The following is a 15,892-nucleotide window of genomic DNA, read 5'->3' on the forward strand; positions in this document are numbered from 1 at the left end:
ACCGGCAAGGCCATCACCGGCCAGGTTCTGCTCTACGCGATGCTGAGCGTACTCGCCCTCATCTACATCTATCCGTTCCTCGTGCAAGTGGCGACCTCCTTCAAGTCGGATGCGGAGGCGACTGCGGATCCGATCTCGCTGATTCCCCAAACCTGGACCCTCGCCGCATACGAACTGCTGTTCACTCGGAGCGACTTTCCGCTGTGGTCCATGAACTCGGCGATCGTCACGATCTTCGTCACCCTCGGACGCGTCTTCTTCGTCTCGCTCGCCGGCTATGCTCTCGCGAGGCTCCAGTTCCGAGGCCGAGCGCTCATCTTCGCGCTCGTGGTAGGGGTGATGGCAGTGCCGGGCGTGGTGCTGCTCATCCCGAAATTCCTCGTACTGAACCAACTGGGGCTCTACGACTCGTACGCCGGCATGATCCTGCCGTTGCTCGTGGACGCCGCAGGGGTCTTCATCATGAAGAACTTCTTCGAGTCGATACCCGTGTCGATCGAAGAACAGGCCCGCATCGACGGCGCCGGACCGTTCCGCGTCTTCTGGTCGGTCGTCCTTCCCATGGCTCGACCCGCGCTCATCACGATCATCATCCTGTCGTTCCAGGGATCGTGGAACGAACTGAATCACTTCATCGTGTCGACCCAGTCGCCCGAACTCACCACCCTGACGAAGGGCGTCGCATCGCTGGCATCCGGCCAGCTCAGTCAAGGCAACCAGTTTCCGATCAAGCTCGCTGCCGCGGCCATAATGACGATCCCTGTCGCGGTCATGTTCCTGGTCTTCCAGAAGCGCATACTGAACACCGCGGAAGGAGCGCTCAAAGGATGAGCGAGCCAGCAGTGGCGGAGCACCCGCTGCAGCCCCTGCTCAACGACTCCGTCATTGTTCTGCGCGCTCCAACCCAGGTCTGGTCCGCGGCGTCCGGCGATCTCGGCTCGGCCCCGATCCACGGCGTGTACCACGGCGACATCCGGCACCTCCGCGAAGCGGTGCTCACGTGCGACGGCGAGCAGCCTGAGTGGATCTCGGTGTCGGCGGACGGCCCATCGCGGGTGGTCTTCGGCGGTCTGCTGCGGGCTCTCGACGACTACTGGCCCGATCCCAAGGTGCGCGTGCTGCGGGAGCGGATCGTGGCGGACGGCGCGGTCGGCGAGACGCTCACGATCGTTTCGCACGTGCCCCACACCGTGCGGACCGCACTGCGCCTGCGCCTGGTGCCCGAGTTCGCCCCGCTGCAGGAGGTGAAGGCGGGCACCCCGACTCCCCGCGCATGGGACGCGACCGGAGCGGTCGGTGTGCAGGCTCCGTTCTCGGTGACATCGGGTGAGCGCTCGTTCACGGTGTCGGCGCCGGGTGCCGACCTCACCGTCGACGATGACACCGTCATCCTCGATTGGGACATGCAGGTCGCACCGGGCAAGAGCACGAGTGTGTCGTGGTCGATCGCGCTCGATGACCCGACCCTCGTCGTGCAGGGCGCTCCACGTTCCTCGAGTGGCCTCACCCCGCTCGATTCCGGATCACACGACCCGCGCATCGCGCGCTGGCAGGATGTCGCGCTCGGCGATCTCGACGCGCTGCGGCTCGTGCTGCCGGATCGTCCGGACGACGAGTTCTACGCCGCCGGAGCACCATGGTTCTTCACTCTCTTCGGACGCGACTCGCTGTGGGCGGCCCGCCTTGCGCTGCCGGTCGACACCGGGATGGCGGCATCCACTCTGCGCGTTCTCGCGCGCCTCCAAGGCGACCGCGTCGACGTGGCGATGGCGCAGCAGCCGGGCAAGATCCCTCACGAGCTGCGCAGCGCGCCGCTCGCGCTGCCCGGCGAGCAGGTGCTCCTTCCGCCGCTCTACTACGGCACCGTCGACGCGACCTTGCTCTGGATCTGTCTGCTCGCCGACGCATTCGACGCCGGGATGCCGCGTGACGAGGTCGTCGCGCTGCTGCCGGCCCTGCGTGCGGCACTGTCATGGACGACCGAATACGGCGACGGCTCGGGCCACGGGTTCATCGACTACATCGACGAGACCGGCCACGGCCTCGCCAATCAGGGGTGGAAGGACTCCGGCGACTCGATCCAGTGGCGGGACGGATCGCTCGCCCGGGGGCCGATCGCGCTGTGCGAGGTGCAGGGCTACGCGTTCGAGGCCGCGATGCGCGGGGCGGGCGTTCTCGACGCCCTCGGCGAGGAAGGCGGCGAGGCACTCCGGAGCTGGGCGACAGCGCTGCGCGAACGCTTCCGGTCTTCGTTCTGGGTGGAGACTCCCGAGGGTCGATATCCCGCTGTGGCCCTCGACGCCGACCAACGGCCGGTCGATACGCTGACGAGCAACATCGGGCACCTGGTCGGCACCGGCATCCTCGACGCCGACGAAGAGGCACACGTGGCGGCGCTGCTGCTCGCGCCATCCATGTCATCCGGTTTCGGCATCAGGACGATGTCCGCCGACGCGTCCGGATACTGGCCCCTCAGCTACCACGGCGGCAGTGTGTGGGCGCACGACACCGCAATCGCGGCGCACGGGATGTCGCGCGCCGGGCTGCATGACGAAGCCTTGCAGGTCGTCCAGGGACTGCTCGCCGCGGCGGAAGGATTCGGCTTTCGGATGCCGGAGCTGCACTCCGGGGATCCTTCGGGTGAGACGCGCACTCCCGCGCCCTACCCGGCCGCGTGCCGCCCGCAAGCCTGGTCGGCTGCTGCGGCCGTCGCGTGCGCTCAGGCCGTGCGGGCCGCGGGCGCCGCTCTGCCCGCCAACGGTCGCTGAGCTTGTCGAAGCGTCGCGCCCGCACCGGGCCCTTCGACACGCTCAGGGACCGATGCTCCTCGCCGCCCCCACGTTCCGTCTCGGTCGCTGGGCTCCCTTGGTCGCTAGTCGGCGTCGACCTTGGAGATCGTGCCGCCGGTCACTCGCACCAGCTCGTCGAACGTGAGCGGGAACACCGTGTGGGGCGTGCCGCCGGCTGCCCAGATCCGCGGATACCCGGCCAGGTCCTCATCGACGATCGTTGTGAGCGCTGCCGGGTGCCCCGTCGGAGCGACACCGCCGATGGCCTGGCCCGTGGCATCTCGCACCTGCTCGGGTGTCGCACGTTGGATGCTGCCTCGCCCGAGACGAGCGGCGAGCGCAGCGGTGTCGACGCGGTGCGCGCCGCTGGTCATGACCAGCAGTGGCTCGCCGTCCGACCAGAACACGAGGCTGTTCGCGATCGCGCCAACCTCGATCCCGAGGGCGGCGGCCGCGAGCGGCGCGGTGTGGGCGGCATCCGGAAGCACGACGATTTCGCCCTCGATCCCCGCCGCGCGGAGCGAGTCGTGCACGAGCCGGGCGCGGGCGGGCAGGTGCGCTGTCACGCCAGCAAGCCTATTGGCGCGATCGCCGCAGTCGGCTGCTGAGGACGCAGCGGCTCCGCAATCTTCCGAAGAATGCGGCATCGACCACGCAGAATGCGCAACGCGCAGCGAGGTGGTTGAACACTACGCCCCACAGTGGTGCAATGGATGCACGGACACCGCAAAGCCGCGGCCCGCAATGCACCGCCCAAAAGGCCCGCTGAGAGAAGACTGCGATGACGCGCACCCTGCCCCTCCCCGATTTCACCCACGAACGCGTCGAGGTGATCACCGGACGACGCAGCGGACTGTTCATCACCGTCGCCCTGCATTCCTCGGTGCTCGGCTCTGCTCTCGGCGGTGCGCGGCTGTGGACGTACCCGCACTGGAGCGATGCGCTCGGCGATGCGCTGCGGCTCTCGGCGGCGATGACCCTCAAGAACGCGGCGGCCGGGCTCGACGCCGGCGGCGGCAAGTCCGTCATCGCCCTCCCGGCGGGTGTGACATTGGATGCCGAGCGCCGACGCGCGGCATTCCTCGACCTCGGCGACGCCGTGGAGTCGTTGCATGGCCTCTATCGCACCGCCGAGGATGTCGGATCGACCACCGAGGACATGCTCACCGTCAGCGAGCGCACGGAGCACGTCGTGGGGCTGCCCGACGCGGTCGGCGGCTCTGGTGAGCCGGCCGGTCCGACGAGCCTCGGGGTGTACGAGTCGCTTCGCGCGACGCTCGAACGGGTCGCCGGCACCTCGGATGTGGCGGGCCGACGCATCACGATCTCGGGCCTGGGCCAGGTCGGCAGCCGTCTGGCTGTTCGTCTCTCCGCGGAGGGCGCCCTGCTGACCATCACCGACGTCAATCCCGCGAAGCGCGATCTCGCCCTCGACCTCGACGCGCAGTGGTGCCTGCCCGGCGAGGAGCACCTCATCGCCGCCGACGTCTTCGTTCCCGCCGGCATCGGCGGCCTCCTGACCGACGAGGTCATCGACGCCCTCGACGCGAAAGCGGTCTGCGGACCCGCGAACAACCCGCTGGCGGCTCGGAGCGGCGCCGACCGACTCGCCGCTCGCGGCATCCTGTACGCACCCGACTTCGTCGTGAATGCCGGAGGGGTCATCTACCTCGATCTCGAGGCCAAGCACATCGGCAGCCGCAGCGAGATCATGGAGCGCGTCGGCGCCATCGGCGACACGGTGCGACGGGTCTTCGACGAGGCGGAATCGCGCGGCGTCACGCCTCTCGAAGCAGCCGAGGGCCTGGCGGCAGAGCGACTCAGTCGCGGTCTGCGCGAGCCCTCGCTCGCCTGACCCCGACCGGTTACGGACGCGACACGCCGCGCCACCGCGTCGTGCGACGGCGCGTCGCGTCCGTAACCGAACGAACGCGGACTCAGTGCCTCGACGTGTGGTACCGAGTCGCACGAGTGGCATGATGTAGGGACCCGTAAGGGATGCCGCACCGGCGCGGCGCACACGATCGTCAAAGGAGAGTTTCGTGTTCACCAGCTCGTTTCCCGATGTCGAGATCCCTGACGTCTCCGTCTTCGACTTCCTGTTCGCTTCGCTCACCGACGACGAGGTCACCCGCGTCGCGCTGATCGACGCGGCATCCGGTGCGGAGACCACGTATGGCGCACTCCGCGCGCAGGCGAGCGCCTTCGCCGGAGCCCTCGCGGCACGTGGCGTCGGCACCGATACGGTGATCGCGCTCCTCTGCCCGAACGTGCCGGCGTTCGCGACGGTGTTCCACGGCATTCTGCGTGCGGGCGCGGTCGTGACCACGATCAACTCGCTCTACACCGCGGGCGAGATCCAGAAGCAGCTGACGGATGCCGGCGCCACCTGGCTCATCACGGTCTCGCCCCTGCTCGCGCAGGCCAGCGCCGCAGCCGAGGCCGCCGGCATCCCCCACGAGCGCGTGATCGTGCTCGACGGCGCGTCCGGGCACCCGAACCTCCGCCAGCTGCTGGCGGAGCAGCGCGTCGCCCCCGAGGTGAGCTTCGACCCGGCCACGCATCTCGCGGTGCTGCCGTATTCCTCGGGCACGACCGGGGTTCCCAAGGGCGTCATGCTCACGCACCGCAATCTGGTCGCGAACGTGCAGCAGTGCCGATCGAACATCGACCTGCGCGACACCGATCGCGTGCTGGCGGTGCTGCCGTTCTTCCACATCTACGGCATGACCGTGCTGCTCAACCTCGCGCTGCGTCAGCGCGCGAGCCTCGTCACGATGCCGAAGTTCGACCTGGTCGAGTTCCTCACGAACATCCAGAAGTACGGCTGCACCTACCTCTATATCGCGCCGCCCATCGCCGTCGCCCTCGCGAAGCACCCGGTCGTCGACCAGTTCGACATCTCCACGGTGCACACGGTGTTCTCAGGCGCTGCACCGCTCGACGGCGACACCGCCGAAGCCGCCGGACGGCGCCTCGGCGCCCGCATGATGCAGGGCTATGGAATGAGCGAGCTCAGCCCCGTGTCGCACGCGATGCCCGCAGACCGGCACGACATCCCCGTCAGCTCGGTGGGCACGATGCTGCCGAATCAGAGCTGCAAGCTCATCGACACCGCGACCGGTGAAGAGATCACGGAGGTGGGCGCCGACGGCGTCACGAAGCCCGGCGAGCTCTGGGTGAAGGGCCCGAACGTCATGCTCGGCTACCTCAACCAGCCCGAGGCCACCGCAGAGACCCTCGATTCCGACGGATTCCTCCACACCGGCGACATTGCGGTCTACCACGAGGGCGACTACTTCTCGATCGTCGACCGCGTCAAGGAGCTCATCAAGTACAAGGGCTACCAGATCGCTCCGGCCGAGCTCGAGGCGCTGCTGCTTTCGCACCCGAAGGTGATGGATGCCGCCGTCATCGGCGTGCTCGACGACGACAAGCAGGAGATTCCCAAGGCGTTCGTCGTGGCGGCTCCCGACTCGGAGCTGACCGAGGAGGACGTCATGGCGTTCGTCGCCGAGAACGTCGCGCCGCACAAGAAGGTGCGTCGCGTCGAGTTCATCGAGGCCATCCCGAAGTCGACCTCCGGCAAGATCCTCCGCAAGGATCTGCGGGCGCGCGAGGTCGCGCACGTCTGACTCTTCGCGCACCCGCGGGCGCGTCCCGTCACGCCGGCCGTCTCGCGTCGGCGCATAATCGGCGTATGACGACATCGTCGTGGCGACCGGCGCCCATCCACGTCGGCGACGACGTACTGGACGACCTCCGTGATCGGCTGCACGCGACCCGCTGGCCGCAGCCGCTTCCGCGCGGGGCGTGGGAGGCAGGCGTCGACCTCTCGGTCGTGCGTGAAGCGTGCCGCGTGTGGGCGGATGAGTTCGACTGGCGTGCGCAGGAGCGATGGCTCAACGCGCTCGATCCGCACTTCGCGCACGTCGACGGGCTGGACCTCCACGTCTTCCGTGCCGCATCCGCGTCGGAGGACGGGATGCCGCTGCTGCTGCTTCACGGCTGGCCGGGGAGCGTCGTGGAGTTCCGTCACGTCATCCGGACGCTCACTCAGGGGTCTCCCGCGTTCGAGCTCGTCATCCCCTCGCTCCCGGGGTTCGGATTCGGCGGCAAGCCGGCCGAATCAGGCTGGGGCGTCACGAGATCGGCCGAGGCCTTCCATGCGCTCATGACCGACGTGCTCGGCCATGAGCGGTACGGCGTGCAGGGCGGCGACTGGGGCGCGATCATCGGTTCGCGGCTCGCGCAGCTGCATCCTGATGCGGTCGTGGGACTGCATACCAACTATCCGCTCAGCGCGAGCGACATCGATCAGGCGTGGGCGGCGGATGCCACACCGCTCGAGCGCGAGTACCTCGCACACCTCGCGGCGTACGCGACCACCGAGCGCGGCTACAGCGCCATCCAGTCGACCAAGCCGCAGACCCTCGCCGTGGCACAGACCGACTCCCCCGCGGGACTTGCCGCGTGGATCCTCGAGAAGTTCGAGACCTGGAGCGACCGCGGCAGCTCGGGGTTCGACGTCGAGGACCTCCTGACGAACCTCATGTTCTACTGGGCGCCCGACTCGGTGGCCTCGTCGGCGGCGATGTACTTCGAGTCGCGGCTCGACCCCGAGGGACGCAGTCATCCCGTGCCAGACGTGCCGGTCGGCGTCGCCAACTTCCCCCACGAGATCACACGGATCACTCGCCGCTGGGCGGAGCCGAAATACCGGATCGCCCACTGGACCGACATGCCCCACGGGGGCCACTTCGCCGCGCTCGAAGAGCCGGTGCTGCTCGCCGACGACATCCGCGCGTTCTTCGCGTCACGAGGGTGACTGCATGGAACTCTGGCTCGCCGCGCTGAGCGGCCTGATCGCCGGCGGCGCACTCCTCGCGGGTTCCGCCGTGGCGTGGTTCGTCCAGATTCCCAAGCGCCGCGTGGCGGCGATCATGGCGCTCGGCGCCGGAGTCCTCATCTCGACGCTCGCGTACGAGCTCGTCGAAGAGGCAGCGGATGACGGCGGGCTCGTCGCGACGATCTTCGGATTCCTGGGCGGCGCGATCCTCTACATCGTGGCGGACTGGCTCGTGTCACGTCCGCGCGGGTCGGCATCGACGTCTGCAGTGACCGATACGGCCAACATCGTCGCTCGCCGCGCCGCGGCCGGCAGCGGCGTGGTGATCGCGATCGGGGCGCTGATCGACGGCATCCCCGAATCCATCGTGATGGGACTCTCGGTGCTGCAGGACGGTGGCCTCAGCGTTCCGATCGTGGCGGCGATCGCGATCAGCAACATCCCCGAGGGGCTCTCATCGACCGCCCAGCTCAAGTCCAGCGGCAAGACCGGAGGATGGATCGCCCGGCTCTGGCTGGGCATCGCCCTCGTGACGGTCATCGCGTCCGTGCTGGGATTCGTCGCGTTCCAATCTGCATCGCCCAACCTCATCGCGGTCATCACCACGATCGCCGCCGGCGGCCTGCTTGCAATGATCTGCAACACGATGATCCCCGAGGCGTTCGACGAGCAGCGTGCCATGACCGGGCTGTGGGCCACGATCGGCTTCCTCTTCGCATTCGTCCTGCACGAGATCGCCTGACGCGTCGTCCAGGGGTGGTCATTGTCATACCGCTGACTCCGTGGTGCCTCGGGCAGGATGCGGTTTCTCGGCGAGCGGTTCGCGTGTCGCTGTGGTCCGCCCGTGGTCGGCAGCCGTCAGACGGGCGGAGGGTCGCCGTCAGGAATGAATCGCAGCGTGGTCGGCGGGATATCGATGTAGGTCAGTCCAGTGGGGCTCGTCCACTCGAGGACTCCGCCGCCCAACTGCTGGACCTTCCATTCCGTGGCGTGTCGGAGCATGTGATGTCGCTTGCACAGACACTCGAGGTTCTCGTCGCACGTCGGACCGCCGAGCGCAGCATCATGACTGTGATCCAGGTCGCATCGCCAGGGCGGCTGCCGACATCCGGGGAACCGACAGTGCTCGTCGCGCACCCATAGGACTCGCTTTATGTCAGCAGTTGCTCGATACCGATCGACCGCGAGGATGGCTCCGGTGACCGGGTGGGTCATCACGCGATCCCAGCCAGGAGCCGTGGCGGCAAGGCGTCGAGCGGTCTCGGGGTCGATCGGTCCGGTGCCGGCCAGATCGGCGCCTTCGTGATGGACTCCGGCGAGGGTCAGCACGGGAATGGACACCTGCACGTGCGCGGTGATGGCATCGAGCCCGTCGCCGGACGCGACCGGAGACCCCGCGAGGGCGAGATCGCTCAGGATGTCTGCACGCAGCTGGTCCATGGTCCGGTCATCATCGACCACGGCGGAGCCGTCGGCTGCGGCATCGACCCCGTCAGCGGCATCGACCCCGTCAGCGCCGACACCGGCTACGGCAGCAGCTGCAACACGGGCGGCCTCAGCCGCGGCAGCCTCAGCACGGGCAGCTCTGCGAACGCGGTGGCCCATCTGTGTGAGCCGGTCGTGGATCCCGTGCGCCAGCACGGCGGGAAGGACCGCGAGGATCTCGGCCATGCCGTCCTCGATGTCGCGAACGAACACGCCGCGCCGCTCGCGTGCGGCTCGATGGCGTTCGGTCATCGAGATCGGGTGAGCCTTCTCGGCGATCGACTGCACGATCGAACGGAGGCGTCCAGCCGTTTCGATCTCGGCGCGATCCAGTGCCGCCAGCTCGAAGACCGCCCGCGCCTCGTCGTCCTGGATCGCCACACCGGCGTCCATGATCACGGTCGCGTGTGCCTGACTGATGCGACCCTCGCTCAGGGCGGTGTGAGTGCGTCCGAATCGAAGCTGCAGGGTCGTGGCATCCGACATCCGGCGCTGAACGGTTCTCTCCGTGATCCGCAGCGCCGAGGCGATCTCGGCGGTCGCCGTCCGCAACGGCATCTCGCGGTCGCGCCGGGCACCCTCCCGCAGGCGTGAAGTCTGCAACTCGACGAGTTCGACCAAAGATGTGTAGAGGGTGGCCTCGCGCGCCTGCAGCCACGCGATCTGGGCCTGGGTGACCTGCAGGCTGGAGATCAGACATCGCACCATCTCGAGCTCCGAGGCGGTCGGATCGGCCGCCGGAAGATCGTCCATGTCAACGAATGTCATGAAAGCATTGTGACAGAACCCTCCGACATTGATACGAGGGCGGATGCCGGAATCCGCGACCGATCCGCTGCCCCGACCACATGGGCTCAGCCCCAAGTCAGTCGCCCGATGCCGACGTCGCGCCTCGCACCACGGATGCCTCGAATGACGGATGCCCCGACCACCATGGCCGAGGCATCCGTCATTCACCGCACCGTGCGGATCAGCCTCAGCCGATCACCACGCCGAGGGCGCCGGGGGCACGACGACCGGGGGACGGTCGTCGCACGTGATGGTGTTCGGCAGTTCCCACGAGGCCATCCACGGACCCGTGGTGCCGCCGCCATCGTTCCCACCCAGGTCGGTCACCGCGAACTCCGAGCCCGCGGGCGTGAAGTTGAACGAGCCGCAGTTGTTGATCCCGACCGCCCCGACGTTGCGCGCATCGACGTTCTGGAACGAGGCACCACCGGCAACGCGCGCGCTCAGCACCGACGTGCCGGTCCCGTCGACCCGGACGTTCGCGAACGCGACATCCGACATCGAATAGAGGTCTTTCACCCCATAGTCGGAGACCAGCATCATCGCGTTGTACGTCGAGTCGAGATAGCTGTCACCGGTGACGTGGATGCCGGAGATCGAGCCCTCGAGGGCGTAGATCCAGATCGACCCGAGCCCGATCTTCCAGTTCAGCTCGAACGTTCCCGCTCTCACCGTCGTGTTGTCGATGAAGTTCAGCGTTCCGCCGAACGGATGCGCGCCGAATCGAGATCCGGCGTGCAGCGCACTGCCCTCGCGGATCGTGTCGGCCACCAGGTTGTTCGAGACGGTGTTGTCTCTGCCGCCGTAGATGGCGATCCCGTTCGCGAGCGTCGGCGTCTGCACCGTGTTGTGGTCGAACACGTTGCGGGCGTTGGTCGCCGTCGTGCCCCCTCGGGACTCCGCCCACATCGCCATCCCGTCGTCCCCGCTGTTGCGGACGAAGTTGTCGCGCGCGACGGAGTCGACGACACCGATGTGGAAGTTCAGGGCATCGGCGATCTGGTCGACGATGATGTTGTCTTCGACGACCACGTTCGACATCGGCCCGTCGAACCAGAGACCGACCTTGGTGTGCTGGATGTGCAGGCCGCTGAACGACGAGTCGTGGAACGCTCCGCCGATCGCGTTCACCTGGTCGGTGTCGATCCGCTCGCGCACATCGCCCTCGATGGCGAAGCCCGAGAGGTGCACGTTGCTGCTGCCACCGACCGCGGCATCCTGCCCGTAGAACCCCACGCCGGTGTGCACCGAGCCGTCCGCCGCAGGCTGGGCGAGTGCGACCTCGCGTCCCTTGATCTTCGTGTACCAGCTGCCGGCACCCTCGATCGTCACGCCGTCGACGACGATGTGGCGGTCGACGCGGTACGTCCCCGGTGGGATGTAGACCGTGAGGCCCTTCTTCTTCGCGAACGCGATGGCCTTGTCGATCGCCGGCGCGGAATCCCTGCGTCCGGTCGGATCGGCGCCGAAGAGCAGCACGTTCGAGGCCACGAGCTTCACGTGCGGCAGGCCGACCTTCTCGGTGTCGATGAGGTCGATGACGGTCCATGCCACGCCGGCAGGGGCGGTGAGGCGGATCTTCTCGCCCGCCTTGTAGGTCTTGCCGAGCAGCAGCCGCTCCTCGTCGTAGAACTTCGTCGGGCGGAACGGCGTCGAGAACGTCGGGGTGGGCGTCGTGAACTGCGGCACGCATGCGCACTCCGTCACCCACCAATCGGGGTGCAGCAGACCGGCGTTCGGGTCGTTCGAGAACGGGTACTGGTTGTACAGGTAGGCATACTGCGACGTCATCGGCAGCGTGGCCTTCTGCGAGCCCGCCTTGACCGCGAGCGCCGCCGTGAGACCGCCGCCGGTGGGCGAATCCGGGATGCTGTAGCGCACCGTGATCGCGTTGGCGGCGGCCGGGAGCGTGAACTCGACGTACTGCCCGGGCAGCAGCTTCACGGCCTTGCGGCCAGAGGCCTCCGCCTCGAGCGTGTAGGCCTCGCGGCCGCCGCCGATCACGGTGCCGTTCGTCGCCGCGTTCTCGGCTTCCTGCTCGAGGAAGCGGACGTCCGCGCCGCGTCCCGCGACCAGCGCCGGGTCGAGCGCCGCGCGCGTGACCACGGAGCCGGACGCAGGCGTCGCCGACGCTGCGGGTGCGATGGCGAGAACGCCGATGGTGAGGGATGCCGCGGCCACAGCCGCGACGAGGGTTCCAGGTCGTGTCATCGTCGACTCGCTTCATCGGGGGCACGGGCGACAGTGCCCGCTCGGCGCCAATCTATGGCCGTATCCTCTCCTATTTCAAGTAGATGTTGTAAATTCCCACGACTCTGTTTGATTCTTGCGTCTGATTGCGGAGATCGCGCAAGACTTGCGGCTCTTGCGCGATCCCGCGGGTTCGGCGCGGTTCGTCTCGCTTCGCTCGCTCAACGACCGAACCCGCCGGTCGTTGAGCGAGGGACACTTCGACTCTCCTTCGGCTCGGTCAGCGCAGGTCTGCGCGACCGAGACGAGACGGGCCGAACCAGCGAGTACGTCAGGCTTTCTCGACGGGCGCCACCAGATCTGTGACCCAGTCCGACTGGTCCTGGGACTCGGCGTCGACGTAGATCTCCCTCGTCGGTCCGACGATGCGGTAGCCGTCCGCCACGATCTGGTCCATGAGCGCCATCCAGGAGCGCCCGATGCTGGGCATGTCACCGCGGTGGGTGAGCACGGCCGCCAGCTCGATCGGCGGCAGCTCGACAACGTCGTATCCCTCGGCTTCCCGCGGTTCAGGGTCCGCGGTGAACGAGACATGCACCGCGAGCTCCTCCGTATCGGGAACGGCTTCGTACCAGAAGATGCCCGGCTCCCGCGGCGCACCTCCGGCGCTCTCGATCGCCTGGATGAGGCCCGGCATGACCTGGTCGATCACTGGTGAGACGTTCTCGGGGCCCATTCCGGGCGCACGTCCCTCGACGGCGTAGACGGTGGCTGCATCGATCGGGCGATATTCGACGGCGGTTGACATGGTTCCTGCTCCTTCTAGACTGCGGAGTCGTTCTGCGATGCGATCGAGCCGCTCGGTATCAGCGGCGACCGATGCCTCGAGCTCGCTGCGTCGATGCACGAGCGCCCGGCGCAGCGCGGCCTGCTGATCGGACGCCGCCAGGACGGCGCCGATCTCATCCAGCCCGCAGCCGAGATCACGCAGCTCGACGATGCGCAACAGCGCACCGAGCTGACGATCGGCGTAGTGCCGGTATCCCGTGCGTTCGTCCACATACTCAGGCGGCAGGATGCCGATCGCGTCGTAGTGACGCAGCATCCGCACGCTCACGCGCCCGATCGCGGCGAACTCTCCGATGGTGTACATGATGGAGACCACGTTCGACCCTGACACAGTGCGAGAGTCAAGCGGGAGCCCCCGACATTCTTGTCGACACAGGCAGCGTCGCAGCCGGAGGTCGCATCAGGGAGCCGAGATCTGCGCGGAGGACGGCTGAAGTCGCTGAGCCCGTCGCCCTTCGACAAGCTCAGGGACCACTTCGTCTCGGCGCCACACCCAGGTCGAACCGCCCGTCGCCCTTCGACAGGCTCGGGGACCACTGGGCGGGCAGAGCTACGCGGTCTCGGACCAGGGTTGGGCGGCCGGCGGCTCGGCCTCGACTTCGACGCCGATCAGCGTTTCGAGCGCCGCGTGGACCTCGTCGATGCGACCGTCGACTGCCAGCTCGCGGATGCGCAGCGACGGACGATGCAGCAGCACGCCCGCCAGGTGCCGGAGCGCCGCCTCGACGTCGTCACCCGCGCCGCGGGCTCGCGCTCGGGCGATCTCGGCATCGACGGTGTTGAGGACTTGTTTCCGCAGCGCCGTGATGGCCGGCCCTGCGGCACGGTCGGCCTCGAACTCCGCGGCGGCATCGCCGACGAGCGCACGAGCATCCGCGTGGGCGCTGAACTCCTCGAGCGGAGCATGGATGCGGATCGTCTCGAGGTCGAGCAGCTCGACGCCGGCGACGGCGCCGACCACGGGGTCGACATTTCGCGGCAATCCGAGGTCGATGACGAGCACCCGGCGTCCCGGCGCAAAGGCATCAGCGTGCACGACCGCGGTCGCCGTGCACGTGATGACGACATCCGCCGTCGCCACTGCGTCGGCGAACGACGACTCTGCCGTCAGCCCGTATTTGGTAGCGAACGCTCCGCCCCGCCCCGATGGCGAGAAGACGTGGAGGTCGACGGCGCCACGACTGCGGACGGCCTCGGTGGTGGTGGCCGCATAGCGGCCGGTGCCGACGATCAGCACCCGTGCGGCCGACCAGTCCGCGATACGGCTCGATGCCAGCTCGAGAGCGAGCCGGACGAGCGAGGAATGCGTGCCCTTGAGACGCGTGCGGCTGCGAACTCCGCGGCTCGTCTGTGCCGCCTTCTGGAACAGTCGCTCGAGCTCACCGCTCGTCGTCCCCTCCGCCCTGGCGGCGTCGAGGGCACGGCGCACCTGGCCCGAGATCTCCTCTTCGCCGACGACGACCGATTCGAGACCGCTCGTCACGGCGAACAGGTGCGTGGCCGCATCCGACCCCTCGTGCACTGCCACCGAGGCGCGCAGGCTGTCGGGAGAGATGTCGCTGGCGGCGGCCATCGCCTCGACGACGGACTCGACGGCGACCGCGCGGCCGCCGGTGAGCGGTTCGTCGATGTCGAGATAGGCCTCGAAACGGTTGCAGGTCGCGAGCACGACGGCTCCCGAAACGAAAAGCTCGTCATTGACGAGGGCGCGCGTAGCGGCCGGTGCGCCGATCGAGAGACGCTCCAGGATGTCCAGGCTCGCGTTCCGATGGTTCGCGGTGAGACACAGAAGCACGAGCCTAATGTTAACCGTGTGTCACTGAATCCAGCGCATCGGGCCGTAGATCTTCGCAACAACCCCCTGATCCGCGCCTACCGCGGCGAGCGCCAGCCGACTCCGCCGGTCTGGTTCATGAGGCAGGCTGGGCGCTCCCTGCCCGAGTATCGCGAGCTGCGCGTCGGCACCGACATGCTCGAGACGTGCCTCACGCCCGAGCTCGCGAGCGAGATCACGCTGCAGCCGGTGCGCCGGCACCACGTCGATGCCGCGATCTTCTTCAGCGACATCGTCATCCCCGTGAAGCTCGCGGGCGTCGGGGTACGCATCGTGGCCGGGCGCGGACCGGTTCTCGAGACCCCGGTGCGAACGGCGGCGGATGTCGCGGCGCTCCCCCCGCTCGACCCCGCTGCCCTCGACCCCATTCGCGAGGCGGTCGCGGCCACTGCCGCCCAGCTGGGCGACATCCCGCTCATCGGCTTCGCCGGAGCCCCTTACACACTCGCCTCGTACCTCGTCGAGGGCGGACCATCGAGGGAGCAGCTGCGCACCCGCGCACTCATGCACTCCGACCCCGCGACGTGGTCCGCACTCCTGGCCTGGTGCGCAGAGGTGACCGGTGCCTTCCTCGCGGCCCAGATCGAAGCAGGCGCATCGGCCGGTCAGCTGTTCGACTCGTGGGCAGGATCACTGAGTCTCGCCGACTACACCTCGCACGTCGCCCCGCACTCGGCGGCGGCGATCGCGCCGGCCCGCGCGCTCGGCGTGCCCCTTGTGCACTTCGGTGTCGGCACGGGCGAACTCCTTGCTGCGATGCGGGATGTCGGAGCCAACGTCATGGGCGTCGACTGGCGCATCCCGCTCGATGAGGCGTCGCACCGCCTCGGGGGCGACGTCCCGCTGCAGGGCAACATCGATCCCGCCCTGCTCGCCGCGCCATGGCCGGTGCTCGAGGCGCATGTGCGCGATGTGCTCGAACGCGGCCTCGCGGCGCCGTCGCATGTGCTCAACCTCGGCCACGGGGTTCCGCCCGACACCGACCCGGACGTCCTCACCCGCCTCGTCGAGTTCGTCCACGAGCAGGCGTGACCTCGTACAGGCCCCGAGCCTGCCGAACGGCCGCCGATCCGCCGACATCCTGCTCGCCAGTCGCAAACCCCGGGT

At 68.2% G+C, this 15,892-nt stretch carries 12 protein-coding genes; 7 read left to right on the forward strand and 5 right to left on the reverse strand.

Annotated elements, in window-relative coordinates:
* The first annotated feature begins 39 nt into the window (after window positions 1-39).
* Both ABD188_RS16045 and ABD188_RS16050 read left to right on the forward strand, forming a co-directional pair.
* Window positions 40-831 (forward strand): carbohydrate ABC transporter permease, encoded by a 792-nt coding sequence (locus tag ABD188_RS16045; RefSeq protein WP_344067177.1) that lies wholly within the window; start codon window positions 40-42, stop codon window positions 829-831.
* Window positions 828-2,768, forward strand: coding sequence for a glycogen debranching N-terminal domain-containing protein (locus ABD188_RS16050; protein ID WP_344064520.1), 1,941 nt, complete (start codon window positions 828-830; stop codon window positions 2,766-2,768). Before ABD188_RS16045 ends, ABD188_RS16050 begins: the two co-directional genes overlap by 4 nt.
* A 104-nt stretch (window positions 2,769-2,872) precedes the next feature.
* Here ABD188_RS16050 and ABD188_RS16055 read toward each other — a convergent pair whose 3' ends face one another.
* Complete coding sequence (locus tag ABD188_RS16055) at window positions 2,873-3,355, reverse strand: YbaK/EbsC family protein (protein WP_344064523.1); 483 nt, start codon at window positions 3,353-3,355, stop codon at window positions 2,873-2,875.
* 215 nt (window positions 3,356-3,570) lie between these two features.
* Between ABD188_RS16055 and ABD188_RS16060 the strand changes: the two genes are divergently transcribed.
* From ABD188_RS16060 to ABD188_RS16075, 4 genes are all read left to right on the forward strand, one after another.
* Window positions 3,571-4,644, forward strand: a complete 1,074-nt coding sequence (locus ABD188_RS16060) for a Glu/Leu/Phe/Val dehydrogenase family protein (protein ID WP_344064526.1) — start codon at window positions 3,571-3,573, stop codon at window positions 4,642-4,644.
* 187 nt (window positions 4,645-4,831) lie between these two features.
* Window positions 4,832-6,424 (forward strand): AMP-binding protein, encoded by a 1,593-nt coding sequence (locus ABD188_RS16065; RefSeq protein WP_344064529.1) that lies wholly within the window; start codon window positions 4,832-4,834, stop codon window positions 6,422-6,424.
* Window positions 6,425-6,489: 65 nt separating this feature from the next.
* Window positions 6,490-7,617: an epoxide hydrolase family protein gene (locus ABD188_RS16070; RefSeq protein ID WP_344064532.1), complete on the forward strand. Its 1,128-nt coding sequence runs from the start codon at window positions 6,490-6,492 to the stop codon at window positions 7,615-7,617.
* A 4-nt stretch (window positions 7,618-7,621) separates the two neighbouring features.
* A complete protein-coding gene (locus ABD188_RS16075; protein ID WP_344064535.1) occupies window positions 7,622-8,380 on the forward strand; it encodes a ZIP family metal transporter in 759 nt (252 codons plus the stop codon).
* 116 nt (window positions 8,381-8,496) lie between these two features.
* Here ABD188_RS16075 and ABD188_RS16080 read toward each other — a convergent pair whose 3' ends face one another.
* The 4 genes from ABD188_RS16080 to ABD188_RS16095 form a co-directional block, all read right to left on the reverse strand.
* Complete coding sequence (locus tag ABD188_RS16080) at window positions 8,497-9,891, reverse strand: HNH endonuclease signature motif containing protein (protein ID WP_344064539.1); 1,395 nt, start codon at window positions 9,889-9,891, stop codon at window positions 8,497-8,499.
* A gap of 216 nt (window positions 9,892-10,107) precedes the next feature.
* Entirely contained in the window at window positions 10,108-12,123 is a 2,016-nt protein-coding gene (locus ABD188_RS16085) for a glycosyl hydrolase family 28-related protein (RefSeq protein WP_344064542.1), read from the reverse strand.
* Window positions 12,124-12,433: 310 nt separating this feature from the next.
* Entirely contained in the window at window positions 12,434-13,267 is an 834-nt protein-coding gene (locus ABD188_RS16090) for a MerR family transcriptional regulator (RefSeq protein WP_344064545.1), read from the reverse strand.
* A 234-nt stretch (window positions 13,268-13,501) separates the two neighbouring features.
* The gene (locus ABD188_RS16095; RefSeq protein WP_344064548.1) at window positions 13,502-14,746 is read right to left on the reverse strand and encodes a glutamyl-tRNA reductase; all 1,245 of its coding nucleotides are present in this window, start codon (window positions 14,744-14,746) and stop codon (window positions 13,502-13,504) included.
* 18 nt (window positions 14,747-14,764) lie between these two features.
* On the opposite strand from ABD188_RS16095, the gene hemE reads away from it, so the two are divergent.
* Window positions 14,765-15,817: a uroporphyrinogen decarboxylase gene (gene hemE, locus ABD188_RS16100; RefSeq protein ID WP_344064551.1), complete on the forward strand. Its 1,053-nt coding sequence runs from the start codon at window positions 14,765-14,767 to the stop codon at window positions 15,815-15,817.
* Window positions 15,818-15,892: the final 75 nt, after the last annotated feature.

Origin of the sequence: Microbacterium pumilum (genome assembly GCF_039530225.1) — a bacterium.
GTDB lineage: Bacteria > Actinomycetota > Actinomycetes > Actinomycetales > Microbacteriaceae > Microbacterium > Microbacterium pumilum.